Here is a 22,063-nt window from a genome sequence, read left to right as displayed (position 1 = left end):
ATCAACGATTTATAGTAGGGTGTGGTACAATAGAATAAGATATACGATACTTGTACGTGGAGAAAAAGGATGATAGAGAAAACGAAGAACAAAGAACAAAAGAATATGGAGTACAAGAAAAATTCTTTTGATGGCAAAGAGGAAAATAAGAAGGTATCTAAAACAACCGATATGACCAAAGGAAATATAACCAATCATCTTATTAAATATGCGATTCCATTGATTTTAGGAAATCTGTTTCAGTTAACTTACAATGCAGTTGATTCTATCATTGCAGGTAGATTTATCGGCAAAGAAGCGTTGGCCTCCATAGGAATAGCTAATCCAGTGATGAATATGGTCATACTCGGAATCTCTGGAATTTGTATGGGTGCAGGCGTTTTAATGAGTGAATTCTTTGGAGCTAAGGATTATACTAAATTAAAGAAAGAGATGTCTACGGCAGTTCTGTTTGGATTATATTTTTCTGTGGCTTTGATGATTATCGGTATTATATTCTCGGGTCCATTATTACGATTGTTAAATGTTCCAGAAGATTTATTACCGATGGCAACGACTTATCTACGGATAACTTTTATAGGGGCGCCGTTTACATACTTTTATAATGCGTTAGCTTCTGCACTTAAGAGTGTGGGGGATTCAAAAACCCCTTTAAAATTCCTTATGTTTTCTGCTATTCTTAACGGTGTACTTGATGTGATTTTCATTGGATTCTTAGGATTTGAAATTGTATGTTCAGCAACGACTACAGTTGTTGCTGAAGCTGCGTCTGCAATCTTATCCATCCTCTATGTATACCGTAAGATACCGATCCTTCAGATTAAACGAGGAGAGTTCAGAATAGATGCAGGGCTATTAAAACGAACATTACAATATGGTTCAGTAACAGCACTTCAACAATCTTGCCAACCTTTAGGTAAACTCTTAATTCAAGGCTCTGTTAACTCCCTTGGTATTGATACGATTGCTGCCTTCAATTCTGTAACAAAGATTGATGATTTTGCATGTACACCAGAACAAAGTATCTCACATGGTATCACAACTTTCGTGGCGCAAAACAGAGGTGCGGATCAAAAAGAACGAATAAAAAAAGGCTTCCTAGCAGGCTTACGAATGGAATTCTTATATTGGATAGTGATTTGTCTCGTTACCATACTTTGTAGAACTTTCTTTGTCTCTTTGTTTGTTGATGGAAAGAGTTCAACAAAGATAATAGAAATCGGTAGTCAATATCTTTTAATTATGGCATTCTTTTATATATTCCCTGCTTTCACGAATGGTGTCCAAGGGTATTTTCGTGGTATGGGCAAGATGAAAATTACATTCCTTGGAACTCTAATACAGACCTCTCTAAGAGTTATATTTACATGGATACTTGCACCAAGATTCGGAATACTAGGTATCGCTTATGCCTGTGCAATTGGCTGGAGTGTTATGTTATTGGTAGAAGTTCCGATGATCTGGACCGTGGATAAGAAACGTGACTAAAGCTCTTGTAAAATGATAAGTTTGTGGATAAAATATAAGATAGCTAGGAATATGAGAAGTATTATGAATGCAATCGCTATGAGAAGATAGTTTATTTGTTAAACTTTAAGATATTAAGAACAAAACAATTAAGAAATGAAATAAAACACAGGAGTTCAGATAAATGAAGTTTATTAAAGAAGATATAAAATTGAATCAATTCAAGCCTGCCTATTTGATATATGGTAGCGAGATATACTTAAAGAATTTGTATAAGAATAAATTAAAAGCAGCTATGGTCGGCGAGGGTGAATCCATGAATTACTCTCATTTTGATGGAAAGGGTATTGATGTGCCAGAAGTAATTGGCATTGCGAATACATTGCCTTTCTTTGCAGATCGACGTGTGGTTGTTATCGAGAACAGTGGGTTCTTTAAGAATGCCAGCGATCTAGCAGACTATATGAAAAACATACCTGAAACAACACATTTTATCTTTGTGGAAGAAGAAGTAGACAAGCGAAATCGTATGTATAAAGCCGTAAAAGATGTTGGGCGAATCTCAGAGATGAATGGTATGGATGAAGCAAACTTAAAATTATGGGTTGCTTCCTTATTGTCAAAAGATAATAAGAAGATCACGGAGAGAACATTGATGTATTTCCTAAACAAGACGGGTTCTGATATGGAGAATCTACAAACAGAGATTGAGAAACTTGTGTGCTATGCAATGGACCGTGACGTTATAACAGAAGTGGATATCGACGCCGTTTGTACAACACAGTTAGAGAATAAAATCTTTCAGATGATTGATGCAATCGCAAGTAAACGTCAAGAGCAAGCACTTGCCTTATACTATGATTTGTTGTCGCTAAAAGAAAAACCGATGTCAATATTATTCTTAATAACAAGGCATTTTAACATTCTCTTACAAATCAAAGAGATGAAACGTTTAGGCATGGCAAGTTCAGCGATGAGCCAAAAAGCTGGTGTTCCACCTTTTGCCGTAAACAAGTATCTGACACAGACAAACAACTTCACCATAGAGATATTAAAAGAAGCCGTAACATACTGTACAGATATAGAAGAAATGATTAAAACTGGTAGATTGATTGATAAAATAGGAGTGGAACTACTAATTGTAAAATATAGTTCAAAGGGAGACGTATCGAAGAGGTCATAACGAGCCGCACTCGAAATGCGGTAGCCTTTCGGGGTACGTGGGTTCGAATCCCACCGTCTCCGTTCATAATGCTTAGTCCTAATCCTAAGGGGTTAGGGCTTTTTTTGATTCTTGATTGCAAGAATCTGAAGTCGATAGTCGGGAAGTGGCAGGAGAGTAAAGGATGTGTTGGGAATTAGAGAACTTAGGTGGAATAATATGAAATTGGAAAATGGAGGTAACTGCTGATGATGGGAGGTTACTGGTGACAGGGTGATGGGCACCTGTCGGACACCTTTAATTAACGACATGGAATTGGATTAATATAAGGAGGTGAATTTGAATCTATAGCAACTCCTTCTTATTTGATCAAGAATATATAGATACAATAAATATTTTTTAAATGAAGGGCAACTCCGTGCTCTATGACCATGGCTCCTGCTTATTTATCGATTTATCGGATTTATCAAATTAGTAAAGATTTGGTTGAAAAAAGTGGGAAAATAGAATAAAATGGTATTTGATAGGAAGATAATAAATAAAGATAGTTATGTTAATCTATTTATCTGCTACAATTGTATTACTATCCAAAGTTTTGGAATTGAGGAATAAAGTTTAATAAATTCATATTTTTTAGTGTAGTACAACCTGATTTCATCACTTTTAATAAATAATAGAGAGAGAGGTATTAATGCATAAAGAGATTGAAGGGAAAATAATAATATCAAAAACATTAATTTTGTTAGTTATATTTATCGATATAGTTATATTATCAATATGGACTTACATATGCTTATCATCTGATAAAGGAGTGATATTATTTGTTGAAAACTTTCCAACTTTATTAGGATCTATAGTTGCTTTATCAGCAACTATATTTGGTGTGACAACTGTTAAATCAGGGTTATTTAATAATGGGAAAGGCGGGACACCATATTACCCAAAAAAGAATAAACAGAAAGATATTGATAAAATCATATTAAGTTTCCTTATTCGAGAAGATGTAAAAAAAATTGATTATGATATTATTAGAAATAAAGTTAATCATCTACTTAGCAATAAGATACATACAGAAAATGAGTCCAGTTATTGGGAGAATGTTTACTTACTACAGCAAAATTCTGAAGAATTTAAATTGATCTGGAATGACTATAATTATTACTCTGAAAAAGTAAAGAAATCCAAGAATGATATTGAATATATAAGTCGTTTAGAAAAATATATCTATTATTGTGTGTATTTTGAAAATAATAAAAATTCAAAGGTAGTTCTTTGATCCTTTTAGGACACTCAATATATTATAGAAAGAATGCCTTTTTCATTACAAGAAGACGTGACTCGATAGTGGCAAAGTGCAATACTTAATCTTTTAAAAGATATATAACAACTATGGAGAAATATTTAGAATTCCTTTATTAACTAAAGGTACTATAATGTAAATTATAATGAGGTGCTGATTATGCAGAACATCGTTGAGACTGGAATGAAAATTGATTTACATATCCATTCAAAAGTATCTTCCAGTAAAGACGGGAAGAAAGTTATAAATAACACACTTGAGAATATATCGATACTTATAAATAAACTAAGTGAAAATGGAGTGAATATTTGTGCTATTACTGATCATGATATGTTTTCCTACGAAATGTATGTTGCCTTAAAATTAGCGGAAAATGAATCAAACACGATACAAAAAGTTTTACCAGGTATAGAGTTTACCGTTAAGTTTGAGCATGAACTATCAAGTAAGGTTATACATATTGTTACTATATTTTCTGACTTAGATGATGTTAAGATTAAAAATATTGAGACTGTTTTAAATCAAAATAGACCAGATTGTGATGGGGCTTACCCAGAAGAAAGATTTCTTCAACTGTTAAGATTAATTGATATCGATACTATATTAATTGCGCATCAGAAGAATACACTTACTAGTAGAAAGCCTAGGGACAATGATGCTAATATTCTTGGTAATGATAAATTCCTCGAGTTTGTATATACTGACTATTTTGAAGCATTTGAATTCAAGAATAAACGAAATGAGGTGCTAAATAAAACTTTTTTGATTCAAGAAGGATTAGATAAAATGTTACGCTTTGTAACGGGAACTGATTGTCATGACTGGAGTGTTTATCCTGCTGAAGACCCTATAGATAACTTGGAAGAGTTTCCTTATACTTATGCCAAATGTCTTCCTACTTTTAAAGGATTAGTAATGGCAATGACTGATCATACTCGATTAAAAATGGTCAATAGTTTTTTTAATAATAATGATAAGCATTCAATAGAGTTTATTGAATTGGAGAGCAATAATAAACGGATAACAATACCAATGTCAAAGGGGATTAATGTTGTTATTGGTGATAATTCAGTTGGTAAATCTATGCTTCTACATGCTTTAACATCCTTTGAGAAAGGTGGGATAAAATTACCGACAAAAATTCGGGATGGCTATAAAAATCATTTAAAAAGAAACAATCTTAAAATAAAAACAGCAATTCCTATTAATCAAATTTTTTGCTTTGACATGCAAGGAGAAGTTCGCACAAAATTCGAAGAAAATATATTAAATGCAACTGAATTTTTAGGAAAGCATTTTCCTTCGACTGTTGATGCACAGCCATATAAGAGTATTATAAACAATGAGATTGATAAAATGATTAGTTATCTTAAAAAGAAGTTTCAGTTAGATACATACATAGAAAATCTAAGAACTTTTTCAATAGTTGTGTCTGAAAGTAATGCTGAAAGTATGACATTCCTGAAAAATTTACGAAGTAGCAAGCCAAAAAATTCAAAGATACGTAACATTACTTCTAGTATAGATGAAACGTTAATTTCATTGGATAAATTACTTGGTTTGTCCCCCGATTTAGATGGTGAAGATGTTGATTTTATTAAGATAACTATTGATAAATTCACTAAAATAAAGCAAAAATATGAGAAAAAGATAAAAGTAATAGATATTGAATCTCAACGAATAGAAAAAATAGCAAAAATAATCGACAAAGTTGGAGAAGAACATACAAAAAGCGTATCTGATAATCAAAAGAAAAACTCTTCATTTGCCACTAATACATTAAATTTAAAAACGCAACTTATTGAGATTATGAAATTGAGAGACGAATTATCTGTATATCAACCTTCAATCGAAGAAACAGAAATAAGTCCAAACTGTAATAAAATATTTGATTATGAGTTTATATCAAGATTAAATGTTGATAGGATAGGGAAAGATTATTTGATATCACGTTTAAGTAAATTAATAAAAGTAAATAAAGTAATTGATTGGGAAACAATAACTAAATCTGAACTGCAAGATATATTACTAAGATATGATCCTACGGTTCCAGTTCTACAATTTTTAAAAAGTAGTTTAGATAATATTATTAATGAAGATTTGTCTCAAAAAAACACTATTATCTGTGAAGGCACAGATAAGTATGCAGAGATGTCTTCAGGATTAGATGCAAAAGTATACTTTGATATTTTATCCTATGAAACTACTAAAGATGGCATTTATATAATTGATCAACCAGAGGATAATATTTCTCAAAGTGCTATAAAAACATATTTGCTAGATAGATTTAAGACTATGGGTGAAAATCGGCAAATTATTATGGTAACACATAACCCTCAATTTATTGTGAATTTAGATATTGATAATTTAATATTTATGAGGCAATTAGATGAGGAGATTCAAGTTCAATCAGGTGCATTAGAATTTGTTTGTAATGATTACAATATACTTGATATAGTTGCTGATAATATTGACGGAGGATTAGATACTATTCAAAAGAGGTGGAAGCGATATGAAAAGGTTACTAACGTTTGATTTTGTAGAAGACGCATATGTCATTCAGGAGGATTCTCTAACAATCTTTTCGATTAATGGGAGTGATTTGCAGTTTGACTCACGTAAGTTTTATGAAGGTATTTTCAAAGGGAATAATTTTACCACAAATATTGAATTTACTAATCATATGGTCAATGATGTATTAAAAAAGGGAAATTACATATTTAGTTGGATTTCATCTATTTTTAGTTCTATTAAAGAAGAGTTTGTTGATAGTGATGAAGAATTTTCTATGACTTATGAAATAACTAGAGATACTCAAAGTAAAGTTATTTTATTATATGATATTGCTGCTTGTGCAGGTAACGGTTTTTACATAGAAAGTAGCGATGTCCAAGCTGAAGATTATGAAGTTTATAATAATGAAGCAGATTTTGCAGTAAGAATATCAGGACAAAGTATGGAACCATTAATTCCTGATGGAAGTATTGTCTTAGTTAAAAGAGTTGAGTATCTAGATAATGATGATTTGGGAATTTTTAATATCGATGGTGATGCTATGTGTAAAAAGTATACTAAAAATGGTGACAGTATAACATTAGTTCCTGTTAATGACTCTGAAGATTTTAAGAATATTATTTTAACATCTGATATGAATTGTAAGATTCAGGGTAAAGTAATTGAAGTGATGCCTATAGTTATTAAATAAGAACCCAGTTGAAAAACCGTTAAAGATAATTTCCATAGAGATACATATTATATGTATATAGTAACTGAAATGATATTACCTCCAAGTAGAAATCTTTCAAACATTTGCTTGTATTAATTTGATGACTAGTTAAGCAAGTTAGTATGTTATGGTAATTTATATAAATGAGATATAGATAAATGGAGATATTGGCATGGATAAAAGCTTTGATATGTATAAAAAATTTGAAGAAATATGTATTAAAATATTGAAGCATCATTTTTGTGAAATTGAAACCAATAAGTTGTTTACGATAAATGATAAGCGTATTGAAATAGATGCAATTATTACCAATAGTGATCAACAAAAAACTATAGTGGAAATTAAAATGTATAGAAATTTTAGTGTGAATTTAAACTTAATTGAAAAAGCTCTAGAAAAGGTGCGAAGAAATTCTTTAGATATTAATATACCAAACAGTGTACTTCTAATATCCGCTAAATTAGATGAATTCTATAAAGTATCTTATGAAATAGACTTTGGGGTAAATATAATTGACATTGAGAATATATTATTTCTCTCAAATTCAATTCCGGAAGTTAAAAAAGAGCTAATAGAAGTACTAGGCTTAAAAAGTGATAATGAAAATGATATTAAGGGAAATCCATGTGATATTAATAAAATATTTAATTATCAAAGTAATGTTAATAACACGAAAGGTAAAATTACATTAGATGAAAACAACAAAGGAGAAATATTATATAGTGAATTACTAAGAATTAAGCCAGGTAAACGTGCATTTGCTGAATATGAAAATAAATGTACGGAAATACTAAAATATCTTTTTGATAATTCACTTGATGGTTGGCACAAACAAAATAGGACAGATGATGGTTTACATAGATTTGATTTGATTTGTAGAATAAAAAGTGAAGATGGAATTTGGTCGATTTTCATTAATGATTTTAAATCAAGGTATTTATTATTTGAATTTAAAAATTACAGTGAAAAGATTTCTCAAAATCAGATTTATACAACTGAAAAGTATTTATTCGCTAAGGCATTAAGAAATGTTGCAATAATAATTTCTCGAAGTGGTGCTAGTAATAACGCACTTAAAGCTTCTGATGGAATTATTAAAGAATCTGGTAAAATAATACTTAATATTAATGATTTAATTATATATGAAATGATTAAAATGAAAGATTCTGGTTCGGATCCAACAGATTTTCTATTCGATTTGCTAGATGAAAGACTGCTACAGTTGTCAAAATAGAAATTAATATATGAATTGCTAACTGTAAAGAAAGAAAATTGAAACTTTCTATAGCTTTTAGTACGGAGTATGGAATTGATCTGAGTAAAAGGTTAATAGAACTGAAAAGTGTGTTAGATGGGGGATCCTTACTCAAAAAGAATTCAATAATCAGAAACAGAAAATCTATAATAGTTAAGAAGAATGTTTCGAAAATAATTAATCTTAGCATCACGGTGAATGATTATAATAAAACATCTATTTATCATTTGAAATTCGTAATCTTTTGGTTATACAATGTGGCACCTTTAGGACACTTGAGTTTACATTTCAAGGGTAATTAGAATCATTACAGGGGACACTCCCGATCAAGTGTTCGAATCCCACCGTCTCCGTTCATAAGAAAGCCCTGCGCATTAGCGTGGGGCTATTCTTATGAACATTTTGATGTAGTATTGGAGATCGGTTATTACCAATAAACAAGACTAAGAAAGACCAGAAAGTATAATTATTATATTTGTTTAGATAGAGGGAAGAAGTACCAAGTTATCTTACACTAACTTGGTTTCTACCTGCTTTTTTAGCTTGATATAGATGTTTATCTACTTCCTGTAGTATTGAATCATAGGATGTGTGAGAATCGGGATGATCCACGGTATATACTCCAAGACTGCATGTAATATGTATGGGATGACTATTGTAAGCATATGTCTTTTTCTCGATAACGGTTCTTATTTGTTCGGCTATTGTTCTTGCCTTCTTACAATCTGTATCACTTAAACACAGCAGAAATTCATCACCGCCATAACGTGCGACCCAATCAATTTGATGGATAAAATGCTCTTGTAAGTCTAGTGCTAATTGTGATAATAGATAATCTCCTGCTGCATGACCATATAAGTCATCTATCTCTTTAAAATAATCCAAATCTATAAAAATCACAGTAAGAGGCTTATTACCTGTGCTACAGGTAGAAATCGCATTGGGAAGGGCATGATTTATGTATCTTCTATTATAGATGCCTGTCAGTTCATCGGTAATAGATAGTTTATAAGCATCATCTAGTATTTTGAAATAATGGCTGGATTCTGTACTTTTTGTGATATCTGAAACACATTCCAAAACATAACGAGTATTCTGTATTTGTACAGGTTGAAATGCAATAAAAAACAAAAACTGGTTGAATTGTTCCAATTTATATGTCGTACTATCGATTTCATAACATTTCTTATATTCTTCTATATGTCCGTTAAAATCAAATTCCATAATATAGGGCTTGCATGATTTTCTATAATAATCTTCAATAATTCTCTTGTGTTTTACGTCAACTAGACGTAAAACATGAAATATGTTTTTCATAAGATTGATATCTTTTAGTTCATCTATTAGAATTTTCATAGTATTTTCTGCGCATAATGAATTATAGGAAAATTCACTATTTCTTCTCCTTTCCTTAGTAGCTATAATAATCAATTATAGACACTGCAGACTTGTTTCAATTCCTACAGCAACTTTCCCATTCGGTTGGCTGGTTTTACTTATATTTCTCATATAATTACATATACTACTTATTATAAGCTAATAGCTATTAGAATTCAATGTCTTTTAGATTGTTTTATAAACTAATAGCTTCATATAGAATGAAACTAAGAGGTTAAATATGAAAAAAGATTTGGATATTCAAATGGGACAGCGTGTTCGTATAAAGAGAGAAGAACAAAAGTTAAGCAGAGAGAAATTAGCAGAATGTATTGATGTTTCTCCTCAGTTTCTTGCTCAAATCGAACTTGGTAGAAGAGGTATGTCTTCTGCAACTCTTTACAAATTATGCAATGCATTAAGCACCTCGGCAGATTACATTGTACTAGGACGAGAGGGTGCCAACGATTTAACTGTTTTAACAAAGATGCTATCAAATCTTGAACCACAGTATTTGCCATATGTAGAAGACATTATTAAGAACTTCATACTTGCAGTAAACAAGAAAAATCCTTAACCAAACGATGTGGCTAAGGATTTTTTTTGTATCTTAAACAACATCAGATGAATTGTTGATGGAATTATCTAAGGAAGGATTGATTTGATTTGAAATAAAAGTATTAATAATTGACACATGAAGGTAAAATATGGTAACCTAATAAAGTAAAAGAAAACGAAATAACTCGTGAGGGAGTAGGTAGCACAATTTAGTGTGGCAAGTCAACATCCTGATGACTTTCATCTGGCTTGTCTTAAATAGCGAGACTCATGTGTAGCAGGTATGCTATGCTTGAAGTCTTTTTTTATTCGGGTATAGTATACTAAACCCGTTTTTTTTGCGTAAACCAATATATAAGTGGTGCTATTGTATGTTGGAATTAAATGAGTGGGGGAGTGTCTATGAATGAATTAATTACATTTAAAGATGTAGTCAAGGAGTATGGAACAGGAGAAAGTAAGCAGATAGCAGTTAATCATGTGGATTTCACGATTGATGAGGGAGAGTTTGTGGTAATCCTTGGTCAATCGGGGGCTGGAAAATCAACAGTTTTGAATATGCTTGGGGGAATGGATCAACCAACCAGTGGAAGTATACGGATTAATGGCGAAGAAATTAGTACAATGAATGATAATCAGATGTCAAGATTACGGGCAGAGAATATTGGTTTTATATTTCAGTTCTATAACTTATTACCAAGTCTTACTGCGTACGAGAATGTTGCTCTTACAAAAGAAATTGTGAAAGATGCATTAGATCCTTCGGAATTATTAGATGCGGTTGGATTGCAGGAACATAAGAATAAATTCCCATCTCAGTTATCGGGTGGAGAACAGCAAAGAGTATCCATTGCTAGAGCATTGAGTAAAAATCCTAAAATTATTCTAGGAGATGAGCCTACAGGAGCACTTGATTCAGAAACAGGGATAGCAGTTTTAGAGCTGTTGCAGAAGATGTGTAAAGAAAGACATAAAACTGTCATTATTGTTACTCATAATACAGCTTTTGCCCAATGCGCGGATAAAGTAATTCGTATGCGGAGTGGAAAAATTAGAGAAATTAAAGTGAATGAATCTCCAGTTCCAGTAAGTGAGGTGAATTGGTGATGCTGTTACATAAGATGTTAAGAGATATGAAATGGAATAAGATGCAGTTTATATCTATATTCTTGTTAGCATTTCTTGGTGTATATGTCTATGCAGGAGTTGGAGGAGAAGTTGCAGGTATACGGGAGATCAGAAACTCCTATAATAAAGAGACAAATCTAGGTGATGCATGGATTTATGGAGAGAATTTTACTGAAGATGATTTACAAGCAGTTAAAGATATCGAAGGGATTACGGATGCACAAAGAAGATTATTCTTGACAGCAGTTGGTGAGAGTGAGCAAAAGCCAACAATCTACTTGTACTTTCAAGAAGAAAATGATATCAGTAAACCGAAGGTTGTACAAGGGGAAGAATTTGACCAAACTGATAGTAAACATGTCTGGCTAGATAAGAGATTTGCAGATGCCAATGACTTAACTGTTGGAGATGAATATACCTTTGATATAGAAGGTAATCAACTTACGCTGAAAATAGGCGGAATTATCTATTCACCAGAATATACATATTATACAGATGACGATGCTATAATACCGGATTTCTCTAAAGTGGGAATTGCAATAGCTTCTTACGAAACAATTCCTATGGAGGCGCTTGGTCTACAGGGAAAGAATGCAGAGAACGTTGTAGTAAAGAATATAAGTGAAGAAGCAAAGAAAGCCTTTATTCCGTTTACACAAATGGTTATAACGACAGACCTTACCGACGTCGGATCGCTAGAAGATAAAATAAGTGAAGCATTGGATGGAGGTTATAGTTACTTTATCACAAGAGAAAGTATACCTGGAGTAAATCAACTACAAGACGAGATGAAACAGCATGAAGCGATGATGATAGTATTTACAATCGCTTTTGTTGGAATTGCTATTCTAGCCATCATTACAACAATGAATCGTCTTGTAAATAACCAAAGAACACAAATCGGTACCATGAAAGCACTTGGTATGAAGAAAGGAAAGATTCTGCGACATTACATGGCATACGGTTTCTGGCTATCTGCGGTTGGGGCTGCATTAGGAGTTGCCCTTGGTCCTGTGACTCTACCAAGATTATTCATTCCTTCCATGAGTTCGGCTTATACCCTACCAGAGTGGAAGGGAGGTTATAGTGTTAGCTTTTTCTTGGTAGGCATGATAACGGTTGTTGCGTGTACGTTAACAACGTATCTAAGTTGTAGAAAAGTTCTAGCGGTGAATCCTGCAGATACACTAAAACCAGCAGCACCAAAAAAGGGAAAACGCAGTATATTCGAAAAGTTACCATTCTGGAACAAATTAAGCTTCTCGGTGCAGTATAATCTGAGGGATCTATCTAGATCAAAGATTCGTTGCTTAATGGGATTCGCAGGAACCCTATGCTGTATGGCACTATTAGTATGTTCCGCTTCGATGAATGATTCGTTTAAGAATATGCGAGATTGGTTATACGAGGATATACAAAACTTTGATAACCGAGTGGAATTAAAGAAAGAAACTACCCTATATGATGCAGAGTCTTTGTCCAAAGAGTTACAAGGAGAGCTGATTATGGAGGATTCTATAATTGTTAAAGCGAAAAATAAAAAAAAGATACTTTCATTTACGGCAGTAGAGGGGAAAGGATTATACCGGTTTACGAATAGTAACCTAGAGATTGACACTCTGCAAGATTCTGATTTTGCTATTACACAAAAAACCGCGGAGGCGTTAGGAATAAAAGAGGGTGACGAGATTTCTTGGCACTTATTAGATGCAGAAAAATGGGAAACAGCAACAGTTACGATAATTAATCGTATGCCGATGGGGGTAGGAATTACAACTACAAGAAAAGTTGTTGAGGAAGCCGGATATGATTTCATTCCTAGTTATATTGCAACAGATGTAGCAGAAGATGACATTCATTCGGATCAGATTAAGAAGATATTTACAAAGAAGTCTATGTTAGAGGCTTGGGATGTATCTATGGAAACAATGACAATCATAGTCGTTCTACTTATCGTTGTGGCTGCCTTACTGGGATTACTAATCTTGTATAATTTAGGTTTACTAGCTTATGCAGAAAGAGAAAAGGAATTAGCAACATTAAAAGTTGTTGGTTTTAATGCATCAAAATTAAGAAAAATGCTATTGATTCAGAACACCTGGTTATCAATATTTGGTATTATTGTAGGAACACCGACAGGACTACTTATGGTTCAATATATGGTCGACATTATGGGTGATGCCTTCGATATGACGGCTACTTTATCCATACCTTCTTTCTTACTTTGTTCAGGCACAACCTTACTAGTTTCGATAGTTGTTAGTATCATGTTCTCAGGAAAACTAAAGAAACTTGATATGGTAGCAGCTCTAAAGGGTGTCGAATAATCTTCAATTAGAAAGGAGCTACTTATGTACATACTTGGTATGCAATATAAGTAGCTCCTTAATCTTTTAGTAAAAACGTTTCGGCTTATAAGACTGTACCGTCGACAGTCTAGTCCTATAAGCCTTACCTGTCAATTGGCTCATCTCCAACATAAATGTCTTCGTAGGCCTCTGAGGATTGAATGCTTTGGTTACTTTGATTTGACATCTTTGTTCCCTCCTACATTCAGATTGTTTTTACAGTAATAGTATGTGTTGTTCGATATACTTTCATGCATCGATTAGAAAGATTTGTGGGTTACAATATATGGATATAATTAAAGTAAGGGAAGTAGCATTTATATTGAATCATGTAAAGGTATGTAATATTTATAAATAGTATAAACATAGAAGAAAGGAGCTACTTATGTACATACTTGGTATGCAATAAGTAGCTCCTTATCATGATAATGAAAAGTAGAAACCCTTCATCATCTTTTAGTAAAAACGTTTCGGCTTATAAGACTGTACTGTCGACAGTCTAGTCCTATAAGCCTTACCTGCCAATTGGTTCATCTCCAACATAAATGTTTTCGAAGGCCTCTGAGGATTGAATGCTTTGGTTACTTTGATTTGACATCTTTGTTCCCTCCTACATTCAGATTGTTTTTACAATAAGAGGATATGTTGTTTCGAATATTTTCATACATTACCTTGAAAGATTTTTGATGGTAATGTATGGTATGATAGATGTCCAGCTTAGATTCGAGAATCTTTGATTAGTTAAAACTGATGTTGTTGAAATGAATAGTGTACTTTTAAATACTACCAAATAATAAATCAGTAATAATTACTATTATTAGTATTGCAAATTCTCTAGAACTGTGTTATGATATATACATGGTTAGGAAAAACTAACTGAGAAAATAATTTTTAAACACAAGGAGGATTTAATATGGGAGAATTATTAAAAGAATTAAACGAATTTTTAGCGGACTTAAATGTATTATATAGAAAATTACAAAATTATCATTGGAACGTAAAAGGAAAGAATTTCTTTGTACTGCATAGTAAGTTAGAAGAATATTATAATGGAGTTAATAGTGAAATAGATGAGATTGCTGAGAAGATATTAATGTTAGGCGGTCAACCTCTTGGAACTATGAAAGATTACTTAGAAATTAGTAAAATCAAAGAAGCTGAAAATGTTAAGATTTCTGGAAAAGAAGTTCTTAAGAATGTATTAGAAGACTTTGGATATGTTAAAAAGAAAGCTGAATTCATTAAAGTAAAAGCAGAAGAGGCATCAGCTGTTATTATTTCATCGTATATGGATGAAGTTATTGAAGACTATAGTAAGGCATACTGGATGTTAAGTCAATCTATGGAATAATATAGAATAAGAGCCCGAGAGCATCTGAGGATTTGCTAACTGCATTTATTCCTCAGACTAGCCCTAAAGGGCTCTTTTTTTTGTCCTCTTGTTCGTTTGGTTATTAGTTGCATTACCTACTTTGTTTTGTAATGATTTCCGCTGACTGGGTTATATCTTCGATTATGAGCGAAGCAGTATACTTATTTAACTTGCTTTTTGAAACTACAATACTAAGGGTTCCAAGAAACTCATTGCCCTTGTTAAATATAGGAGCGGCGATGCAAACCTGACCTGTTCTATGATCAACTTCTTGTAAAACATAACCGTTTTCTCTTATGGTATCTATTTCTTTTGTGAAATCTATTAGATTCCACTTCTGACCAATATTTCTTTTGTTGATTTTATTAAGATGTTCTTGCAGATTCAAATCACCTGAGGTATAGGCAAGAAAGCACATATATACAGGAGGTAAGAAAACATCACTGTTCTCACACTGACTAGGCGTTATTAGTGTGTTCGTGTAACTATCATTTAAATACTGCTGAAATACAATAACAAAGTTTTGATCATCGCTTGAAGTAGTAGAGCTATTGGTGTTTATTCCTTTATCTAAAATGCTAAGATTAGCGTATTCATCATACTTTTCAGAAAGATAAGTTAACTGTGGTTTTGCTGTTTTGCTTAAGGGTAAACTGCTGGCAGCAACCATTCCCAGCATGAAAACTTTAGAACCTAACGAATACACACCAGTATATTCATCTCTATGAACAAAATCCTTTTCTGCGAGTGTTTCTAATGTTCTTAATACGGTGCTCTTATATAGAGAAAGGTGATTGGATATTTCAGTTAATGTCATTTTTCCTCCATGACTGTACATTAACTCAAGAATATCTAGTGCACGTTCTAAACATTTGATGGATGACATATAGTCCCCTTTCTACGAGTTTATTTAAACTAGCCTTATGGCGTAAGGCGAACAATGTATATTGTACCATTTATTTTTTTATATAGCTACTGTTTCTTCAGGATTGAAATACTAGCTATATAAATACTAGCTAAATAAATATAAGAAAAGAAAACTAAGAAAAGAAAACTAAGAAAAGAAAACTAAGAAAAGAAAACTAAGAAAAGAAAACTAAGAAAAGAAAACTAAGAAAAGAATTTTAAGGATGATTAGGCAACTACGAATTTATAAGATTATAGTTTCATAATAATCCAATCATATAAATTAAAATTGAGTTAAGTTAAGTTCTATACAATAGAACATTTCATATAAAATTTATTCTAATGGTATTATACTGGATTAGCTAGAAGTCTGTATATTGAAGAAAAAATTCAACTGATAATAGTTGCAGGGGGGATTTGCTAAAATTATTAGTTGCATACAGTGGAACTTTGTGATAAAATTATCAAATAAATACAGATACTATAGGAGGAAAATCATGAAACTACTACAGCCGGTACAAATCGGTAACCTAGAATTAAAAAATCGTATCGTTATGGTTGCAATGGGACCAGAGTTAGGCAATTTTGACGATAAAACAGTGGAGTATTATGTAAGAAGAGCTGAAGGTGGGGCAGCAATGCTGCTTACAAACATAATTGCTACTGAAGAAATTGAAGGACATAGCCCTTCCTCTGTGCTAAATGAAGATAGTTTTGCGGGGTATAAGAAGCTAGTGGATAGAGCACATGCCTATGGCTGTAAAGTCTGTATTCAGATTATGCCAGGCTCTGGCTTAGGGCTGATGGCACCTGGTCGACAAAAGCCTGCTTGCGTATCGGCGCTACCATTATATCCGGGTTCCGAAATGACTTATGAAGCTTTAACCATCGAGGAAATTAAATTTATTCAAGGTGAAGTAGTGAAAACTGTCGCACTGGCGAAAAAAGCTGGAGCTGATGCGGTTGAGGTACATGCCTATGGCGGATACCTGACGGATAAATTCATGACTCCAAGATGGAATATACGTACTGATGAGTATGGTGGTTGCTTCGAAAATAGAATGCGATTTTTAAATGAAATGATTGATGGTATTAAAGCAGCAGTAGGAAATGATTTTCCGATGATTGTAAAATTCACGCCTTGCCATTACCTTCCACAAGAAGCTGGTTACAGAACCATAGAGGAAGGAATCGAGATAGCCAGAATGCTAGAACAAAAAGGGGTGCATGCATTACATATTGATGTGGGTTGTCATGATAATTGGTATTTGGCAATGCCACCGATTTATCAACAAGAAGCGGTATTACAGTTATCTGCTTCTAGAAAAATAAAAGAAGTTACTTCCCTTCCTATTATCTCAAATGGTAGACTTTCAGATACGGACAAAGCGGAAACAGCCTTAGAGAATGGATATATTGACATTGTGGGAGTGGGAAGAGGATTTTTAGCTGATCCTGATTTCCCCAATAAAATTATGGAACACAAAAACGATGAGATACGCTCTTGTATCTATTGCAACGAAGGTTGCATAAAGAGTGTTTGTGAAGGTGCTCATATTCGGTGTGCTGTTAATCCTATGGCAGGATTTGAAACTCTAAAGGTTTTAAACAAGGCAGAAGAGAAAAAGAAAGTTTTAATAATTGGTGCTGGTCCTGGGGGCTGTCAAGCAGCAATTGCAGCAGCAGAAGCTGGACATGATGTTGAAGTATGGGAAAAGCTAGATCATGTAGGTGGCAATTTTCATAATGCCTGTCTTCCATCTTTTAAAAGAGATGGAAATAAGATTTTATCCTATTATGCAGTTATGATGAAAAAGCTTGAAATCCGAATAAAATATTGTGTGGAGGCTACGAAGGAATTGGTCGATGGCTATGCACCTGATCTAATTATCTATGCAGCAGGAGCATTACCTGTAAGACCAAAATCAATACCAGGTATTCACATGGGACATGTTGTAGCAGCCACAGATGTTTTACAGAATAAAGTACCAGTAGGCAAGGAAGTCACAATCATTGGAGCTGGTTTAGTAGGATGTGAAACCGCAGTTGTATTAGCGGAAAAAGGTAAGAAGGTTACCTTAGTAGAGATGGCAGATCATGTACTTCCAGAACCAGTATTTATCCAGAATGCAATGATGTTAAATCAGCTATTAAATCATACCAATATTACAGCAAAGACCTCAACTAAATTAATGGAGATAAAGGAAAATCACGTATTGGTACAATGTAGCGGGCAAGAAGAAGACATAACATGCGATACGGTTGTCTTAGCCATGGGATTTGTGCCAAACACTGATTTGTATGAGGCTTTAAAAGAGGATTATACCATCGTAAATGTAGGAGATAGTGTGAAAGTTAGAAAAGTACTTGATGCTGTAAGTGAAGCATACGATGCAGTATTAAATATATAATTAAAGAACAGTTGCCGCTTTGTTAGATTAGCATAAGCGGCAACTGTTTTTGGTATGGGTAGGAGTACAATTGGAGAAGCCACGTATCTCCTCATTATCTCGACTAGTAATATTGACTTAGCATAAAAAACATATTATAGTAATAAGTGTAATAATAGTCAATGTATAGGAGGAAAATTAAAATGAGTGAAATTGTAAAATACCGTTGTTCTGTATGTGGATATATTCATGAAGGAGAATTACCAGAAGGATTTACATGTCCTATATGTAAACAACCAGCTTCTGCATTTGTTAAAGTAGAAGAAAAGGTTTCAAACGGTAATACTTATGCCGGAACAAAGACTGAGAAAAACTTAATGGAAGCATTCGCAGGAGAAAGTCAAGCACGTAACAAATATACATACTTTGCAAACATTGCAAGTCAAGAAGGCTATGATCAATTATCTGAGATTTTCTTAAAAACAGCTCGAAATGAACAAGAGCATGCAAGAATCTGGTACCAAGAGTTGGGTAATCTTGGTTCTACTGCAGAGAATCTATTACATGCAGCTGAAGGTGAGCATTACGAATGGACAGATATGTATGATAGATTTGCAAAAGATGCAGAAGAAGAGGGCTTCAAAGAATTAGCTGAACGTTTCCGTAGAGTTGCTGCAATAGAGAAATCACATGAAGAAAGATATCGTGCATTATTAAATAATGTTGAGATGCAAAAAGTATTCGAAAAAGGTGAAGAAACAATGTGGGAATGTCGTGTATGTGGACATCTAGTAATGGGTAAAAAAGCACCTGAAGTATGTCCAGTATGCAAATATTCACAAAGTTATTTTGAAGTAAGAAAAGAGAATTATTAATTTATAATCTATATATAGTTTAGCTTAGGCTCAAGTCATTTGACTTGAGTCTTTTTTTATGCGGAAAATGTACATCTAAGCAGTGCCAGGAATAACCAATGAAAAATGTCGAAAAATAAAGTATAATGTCTTTACGAGTAATACAAATGTCCAAAATGGAAGAACAAGGAGAGAGAAGTATGATCAAATTATTAGGGATCCTAATTATTATCTTAGGATTTACATTCAAGCTAGATTCAATATTGATTATCATGCTTTCTGCTATTGTTACAGCTATTGTTGGTGGTCTTACACCAACAGATTTACTTTCTACATTAGGGGAAAACTTCGTTAACAATAGAAGCATGGCAATCTTTATTTTGATTATGCTAGTTACTGGTACGTTAGAACGGAACGGATTAAAGGAAACAGCTGCTAAATTGATAGGAAAAATTAAGAATCCAACCAGTGGTAAAGTAATTGCAGCTTATGGTTTAATGCGAGGGGTGTTTGGTGCTTTCAATGTGAATTTTGGTGGCGTAGCCGGATTTGTACGACCAATTATCATGCCTATGGCAACGGGGGCAATTGAAGCCAGTGGTAAAGAGCCAAACGAAGAGCATGTGGAGGAAATCAAAGGAATGGCTTCAGCGATGGAAAATATCGCTTGGTTTTTCTGCCAAGTATTATTTATCGGTGGTTCTGGTGGTTTGTTAATTCAAAGTACCTTAGCTTCACTAGGTTATGAAGTAGAGTTAGCGGATCTAGCTAAAGTAGCAATTCCAACAGCAATTGTTGCAGTAGTAGTTGGTATGGTGTACTTTATTCAAAAGGATAAATCATTATCGAAAAAGTTTTATAAACAAGCTGCTACAAAGACACAAGGTCAAGAAGATAAGGTAGAAAACAAATAGAGAGGGAGGAAGCAATTAATGTCAATGATTTCATTTTTTACTGATACCAGTGTGACATTAGGAACAAAACTATTAGAAGTTGTATATATCATTATAGGACTTCTTGCAATATATACAGGAATTAAAAATGCTATAGATAAAGAAAACACCTCTCGTATTCCTACTTGTATCTTTTGGGTAACGTTAGGTGTGCTGATATCGTTTGGGCGTTTTATCAATGCTTTCGAACACGGATCGGTTATTAGTGGTATAATGATTTTTATCATGGTAATTCCAGCAATGCTTAAGAAGGTGAAGCCAGGTAAGGTGGAACTTCCAACAGCAGAGCAAAGAGAACGACTACGTAAGAAAAATGGTATGAAAGTATTTATACCAGCATTATCAATTGGTATTTGTGCCATTATTTTTGCTACGTTAACTGATCTTGGAGCACTTGTTGGTGTTGCAGTGGGTGTATTATTTGGTATTGTATTCTTAATGATTATGTCTAAAGAAAATACACCTAAAGTATTTTTAACAGATACAGAACGATTACTGTCTACGGTAGGTCCATTAAGTATCCTTCCGATGCTATTAGCGGCACTGGGTGCTGTTTTTACGAAAGCAGGTGTTGGTGAAGTAATCGCTCTGTATGTACAAAGCATCATACCAGAGGGGAACTTAACAATTGGAATTATCGTATACTGCTTAGGTATGGTATTCTTTACAATGATTATGGGAAATGCATTTGCAGCCATTACAGTTATGACTGTTGGTATCGGTGGGCCGTTTGTATTATCATTAGGTGCAGATCCAACAGTTGTAGGAATGTTAGCGTTAACAACGGGATTCTGTGGTACGTTATTAACACCAATGGCAGCAAACTTCAATGTGGTACCAGTTGCTATGTTGGATATGAAAAATCGTTTTGGTGTTATTAAGAATCAAATGTTTGTTGCGATATTTATGATTATGTTCCAGATCGCATATATGTTATTATGTAGTTAAGATATTTTATTTAAGATATTTTAACTAAGATATTTAAATTTAAGATAGTTAACTCTTAAGATATATAATCTGTGATTTTTATTTAAGATAAAGAAAAGAATAACAAGTTACTATTCAAAGATGAAAGGCGGAGGAATAATGAAAGTATTAATTACAGGATTTGATCCATTTGGCGGTGAAACAGTAAACCCAGCATATGAAGCGGTGAAACTATTACCAGAAGTAATCTGTGGTGCAGAAATAATTAAGTTAGAAATACCTACTGTATATACGAAAAGTGGTGCAGCAGTTGAGAAGGCAATCAAAGAACATCAACCAGATGTTGTATTATGTATCGGACAAGCAGGTGGAAGAAGCTCCATTCAAATCGAAAAAGTTGCAATCAATCTTGCTGAAGCGAGAATTAAAGATAATGAAGGTAATCAACCGATGGATGTGGCATTACATGAGGACGGTGAGAATGCTTACTTTACAAACCTTCCATGTAAAGCAGTAGTCAATGAACTTCGTAAGAACAACATTCCTGCTCATATTTCTTATACTGCTGGTACATTTGTATGCAATGATGTAATGTATCATCTTCTTTATTTGATTAGTAAAAAATATAATAAGGTACGTGGCGGATTCATTCACGTACCATATGCATTAGAGCAAGTAATTGATAAGCCAGCTGGAACCCCTGCAATGTCTCTTGAGACAATTGCCAAAGGACTAGAGTTAGCCATTAAAGCAATTATTGAAAATGATGAAGATATTAGTATTCATATGGGAACGATAATGTAGTAATAAGTTTTAGAGAACTTATTATAGAGGTAAAAA

Annotated in this window: 17 protein-coding genes, 1 tRNA gene and 1 pseudogene; 17 read left to right on the top strand and 2 right to left on the bottom strand. The window is 33.3% G+C overall.

Features of this window, described 5'->3' with window-relative positions; genetic code table 11:
* Positions 1-171: 171 nt before the first annotated feature.
* The 7 genes from BUB90_RS13370 (at position 172) to BUB90_RS13340 (ending at position 8,389) form a co-directional block, all read left to right on the top strand.
* Positions 172-1,488: an MATE family efflux transporter gene (locus tag BUB90_RS13370; RefSeq protein WP_073288657.1), complete on the top strand. Its 1,317-nt coding sequence runs from the start codon at positions 172-174 to the stop codon at positions 1,486-1,488.
* Between the two features lie 163 nt (positions 1,489-1,651).
* On the top strand, positions 1,652-2,650 hold the full coding sequence (gene holA, locus BUB90_RS13365; RefSeq protein ID WP_073288562.1) for a DNA polymerase III subunit delta: 999 nt from the start codon (positions 1,652-1,654) through the stop codon (positions 2,648-2,650).
* Positions 2,627-2,712, top strand: a tRNA-Ser gene (locus BUB90_RS13360). The genes holA and BUB90_RS13360 overlap by 24 nt, the downstream gene beginning before the upstream one ends.
* A gap of 608 nt (positions 2,713-3,320) precedes the next feature.
* Entirely contained in the window at positions 3,321-3,905 is a 585-nt protein-coding gene (locus BUB90_RS13355; protein WP_073288560.1) for a hypothetical protein, read from the top strand.
* A gap of 183 nt (positions 3,906-4,088) precedes the next feature.
* Positions 4,089-6,464, top strand: coding sequence for a PHP domain-containing protein (locus tag BUB90_RS13350; protein ID WP_073288558.1), 2,376 nt, complete (start codon positions 4,089-4,091; stop codon positions 6,462-6,464).
* Positions 6,442-7,134 (top strand): S24 family peptidase, encoded by a 693-nt coding sequence (locus BUB90_RS13345; RefSeq protein WP_073288556.1) that lies wholly within the window; start codon positions 6,442-6,444, stop codon positions 7,132-7,134. Before BUB90_RS13350 ends, BUB90_RS13345 begins: the two co-directional genes overlap by 23 nt.
* A gap of 193 nt (positions 7,135-7,327) precedes the next feature.
* Entirely contained in the window at positions 7,328-8,389 is a 1,062-nt protein-coding gene (locus BUB90_RS13340) for a hypothetical protein (RefSeq protein ID WP_073288554.1), read from the top strand.
* 525 nt (positions 8,390-8,914) lie between these two features.
* Here the strand turns inward: BUB90_RS13340 and BUB90_RS13335 are convergent.
* Positions 8,915-9,766 carry a GGDEF domain-containing protein gene (locus BUB90_RS13335; RefSeq protein WP_073288552.1) on the bottom strand — a complete coding sequence of 284 codons (852 nt, stop codon included), beginning with the start codon at positions 9,764-9,766 and terminating at the stop codon, positions 8,915-8,917.
* A 262-nt stretch (positions 9,767-10,028) separates the two neighbouring features.
* Here BUB90_RS13335 and BUB90_RS13330 point away from each other — a divergent pair, with 262 nt between their 5' ends.
* The 4 genes from BUB90_RS13330 (at position 10,029) to BUB90_RS13315 (ending at position 15,172) form a co-directional block, all read left to right on the top strand.
* Positions 10,029-10,364, top strand: a complete 336-nt coding sequence (locus tag BUB90_RS13330; protein WP_073288549.1) for a helix-turn-helix domain-containing protein — start codon at positions 10,029-10,031, stop codon at positions 10,362-10,364.
* A 383-nt stretch (positions 10,365-10,747) separates the two neighbouring features.
* The gene (locus tag BUB90_RS13325; protein WP_073288547.1) at positions 10,748-11,452 is read left to right on the top strand and encodes an ABC transporter ATP-binding protein; all 705 of its coding nucleotides are present in this window, start codon (positions 10,748-10,750) and stop codon (positions 11,450-11,452) included.
* The gene (locus BUB90_RS13320) at positions 11,452-13,800 is read left to right on the top strand and encodes an ABC transporter permease (RefSeq protein ID WP_073288545.1); all 2,349 of its coding nucleotides are present in this window, start codon (positions 11,452-11,454) and stop codon (positions 13,798-13,800) included. The genes BUB90_RS13325 and BUB90_RS13320 overlap by 1 nt, the downstream gene beginning before the upstream one ends.
* 934 nt (positions 13,801-14,734) lie before the next feature.
* Complete coding sequence (locus BUB90_RS13315) at positions 14,735-15,172, top strand: Dps family protein (protein WP_073288543.1); 438 nt, start codon at positions 14,735-14,737, stop codon at positions 15,170-15,172.
* Positions 15,173-15,284: 112 nt separating this feature from the next.
* Here BUB90_RS13315 and BUB90_RS13310 read toward each other — a convergent pair whose 3' ends face one another.
* Positions 15,285-16,079, bottom strand: coding sequence for an IclR family transcriptional regulator (locus BUB90_RS13310; RefSeq protein ID WP_073288541.1), 795 nt, complete (start codon positions 16,077-16,079; stop codon positions 15,285-15,287).
* Between the two features lie 517 nt (positions 16,080-16,596).
* Here BUB90_RS13310 and BUB90_RS13305 point away from each other — a divergent pair.
* From BUB90_RS13305 to pcp, 6 genes and pseudogenes are all read left to right on the top strand, one after another.
* The gene (locus tag BUB90_RS13305) at positions 16,597-18,510 is read left to right on the top strand and encodes an NAD(P)/FAD-dependent oxidoreductase (RefSeq protein WP_073288539.1); all 1,914 of its coding nucleotides are present in this window, start codon (positions 16,597-16,599) and stop codon (positions 18,508-18,510) included.
* Between the two features lie 161 nt (positions 18,511-18,671).
* Positions 18,672-18,788 (top strand): annotated as a pseudogene (locus BUB90_RS24300) (rubredoxin-like domain-containing protein); the annotation flags it as partial.
* Positions 18,774-19,364: a rubrerythrin gene (rbr, locus tag BUB90_RS13300; RefSeq protein WP_408605933.1), complete on the top strand. Its 591-nt coding sequence runs from the start codon at positions 18,774-18,776 to the stop codon at positions 19,362-19,364. The pseudogene BUB90_RS24300 and the gene rbr, both read left to right, overlap by 15 nt.
* A gap of 179 nt (positions 19,365-19,543) precedes the next feature.
* On the top strand, positions 19,544-20,257 hold the full coding sequence (locus BUB90_RS13295) for a DUF969 domain-containing protein (protein ID WP_073288536.1): 714 nt from the start codon (positions 19,544-19,546) through the stop codon (positions 20,255-20,257).
* An 18-nt stretch (positions 20,258-20,275) separates the two neighbouring features.
* Positions 20,276-21,244 (top strand): DUF979 domain-containing protein, encoded by a 969-nt coding sequence (locus BUB90_RS13290; protein ID WP_330393791.1) that lies wholly within the window; start codon positions 20,276-20,278, stop codon positions 21,242-21,244.
* A 138-nt stretch (positions 21,245-21,382) separates the two neighbouring features.
* Positions 21,383-22,027, top strand: a complete 645-nt coding sequence (pcp, locus tag BUB90_RS13285; protein ID WP_073288534.1) for a pyroglutamyl-peptidase I — start codon at positions 21,383-21,385, stop codon at positions 22,025-22,027.
* The last annotated feature ends 36 nt before the right edge of the window (positions 22,028-22,063 follow it).

Source organism: Anaerosporobacter mobilis DSM 15930, assembly GCF_900142955.1.
GTDB classification, from domain to species: Bacteria; Bacillota; Clostridia; order Lachnospirales; family Lachnospiraceae; genus Anaerosporobacter; species Anaerosporobacter mobilis.
Note: the sequence above shows the minus strand (reverse complement) of the source record. Positions and strands in the feature narration are given on the sequence as shown.

Bases quoted from the DNA above. Each gene is read 5' to 3' on its own strand.
- holA (WP_073288562.1), top strand. From the start codon at position 1,652: ATGAAGTTTATTAAAGAAGATATAAAATTGAATCAATTCAAGCCTGCC.
- BUB90_RS13305 (WP_073288539.1), top strand. From the start codon at position 16,597: ATGAAACTACTACAGCCGGTACAAATCGGTAACCTAGAATTAAAAAAT.
- BUB90_RS13310 (WP_073288541.1), bottom strand. From the start codon at position 16,079: ATGTCATCCATCAAATGTTTAGAACGTGCACTAGATATTCTTGAGTTA.
- BUB90_RS13335 (WP_073288552.1), bottom strand. From the start codon at position 9,766: ATGAAAATTCTAATAGATGAACTAAAAGATATCAATCTTATGAAAAAC.
- BUB90_RS13315 (WP_073288543.1), top strand. From the start codon at position 14,735: ATGGGAGAATTATTAAAAGAATTAAACGAATTTTTAGCGGACTTAAAT.
- BUB90_RS13355 (WP_073288560.1), top strand. From the start codon at position 3,321: ATGCATAAAGAGATTGAAGGGAAAATAATAATATCAAAAACATTAATT.
- BUB90_RS13345 (WP_073288556.1), top strand. From the start codon at position 6,442: ATGAAAAGGTTACTAACGTTTGATTTTGTAGAAGACGCATATGTCATT.
- BUB90_RS13340 (WP_073288554.1), top strand. From the start codon at position 7,328: ATGGATAAAAGCTTTGATATGTATAAAAAATTTGAAGAAATATGTATT.
- BUB90_RS13290 (WP_330393791.1), top strand. From the start codon at position 20,276: ATGTCAATGATTTCATTTTTTACTGATACCAGTGTGACATTAGGAACA.
- BUB90_RS13325 (WP_073288547.1), top strand. From the start codon at position 10,748: ATGAATGAATTAATTACATTTAAAGATGTAGTCAAGGAGTATGGAACA.
- pcp (WP_073288534.1), top strand. From the start codon at position 21,383: ATGAAAGTATTAATTACAGGATTTGATCCATTTGGCGGTGAAACAGTA.
- BUB90_RS13320 (WP_073288545.1), top strand. From the start codon at position 11,452: ATGCTGTTACATAAGATGTTAAGAGATATGAAATGGAATAAGATGCAG.
- BUB90_RS13330 (WP_073288549.1), top strand. From the start codon at position 10,029: ATGAAAAAAGATTTGGATATTCAAATGGGACAGCGTGTTCGTATAAAG.
- BUB90_RS13370 (WP_073288657.1), top strand. From the start codon at position 172: ATGACCAAAGGAAATATAACCAATCATCTTATTAAATATGCGATTCCA.
- BUB90_RS13295 (WP_073288536.1), top strand. From the start codon at position 19,544: ATGATCAAATTATTAGGGATCCTAATTATTATCTTAGGATTTACATTC.
- BUB90_RS13350 (WP_073288558.1), top strand. From the start codon at position 4,089: ATGCAGAACATCGTTGAGACTGGAATGAAAATTGATTTACATATCCAT.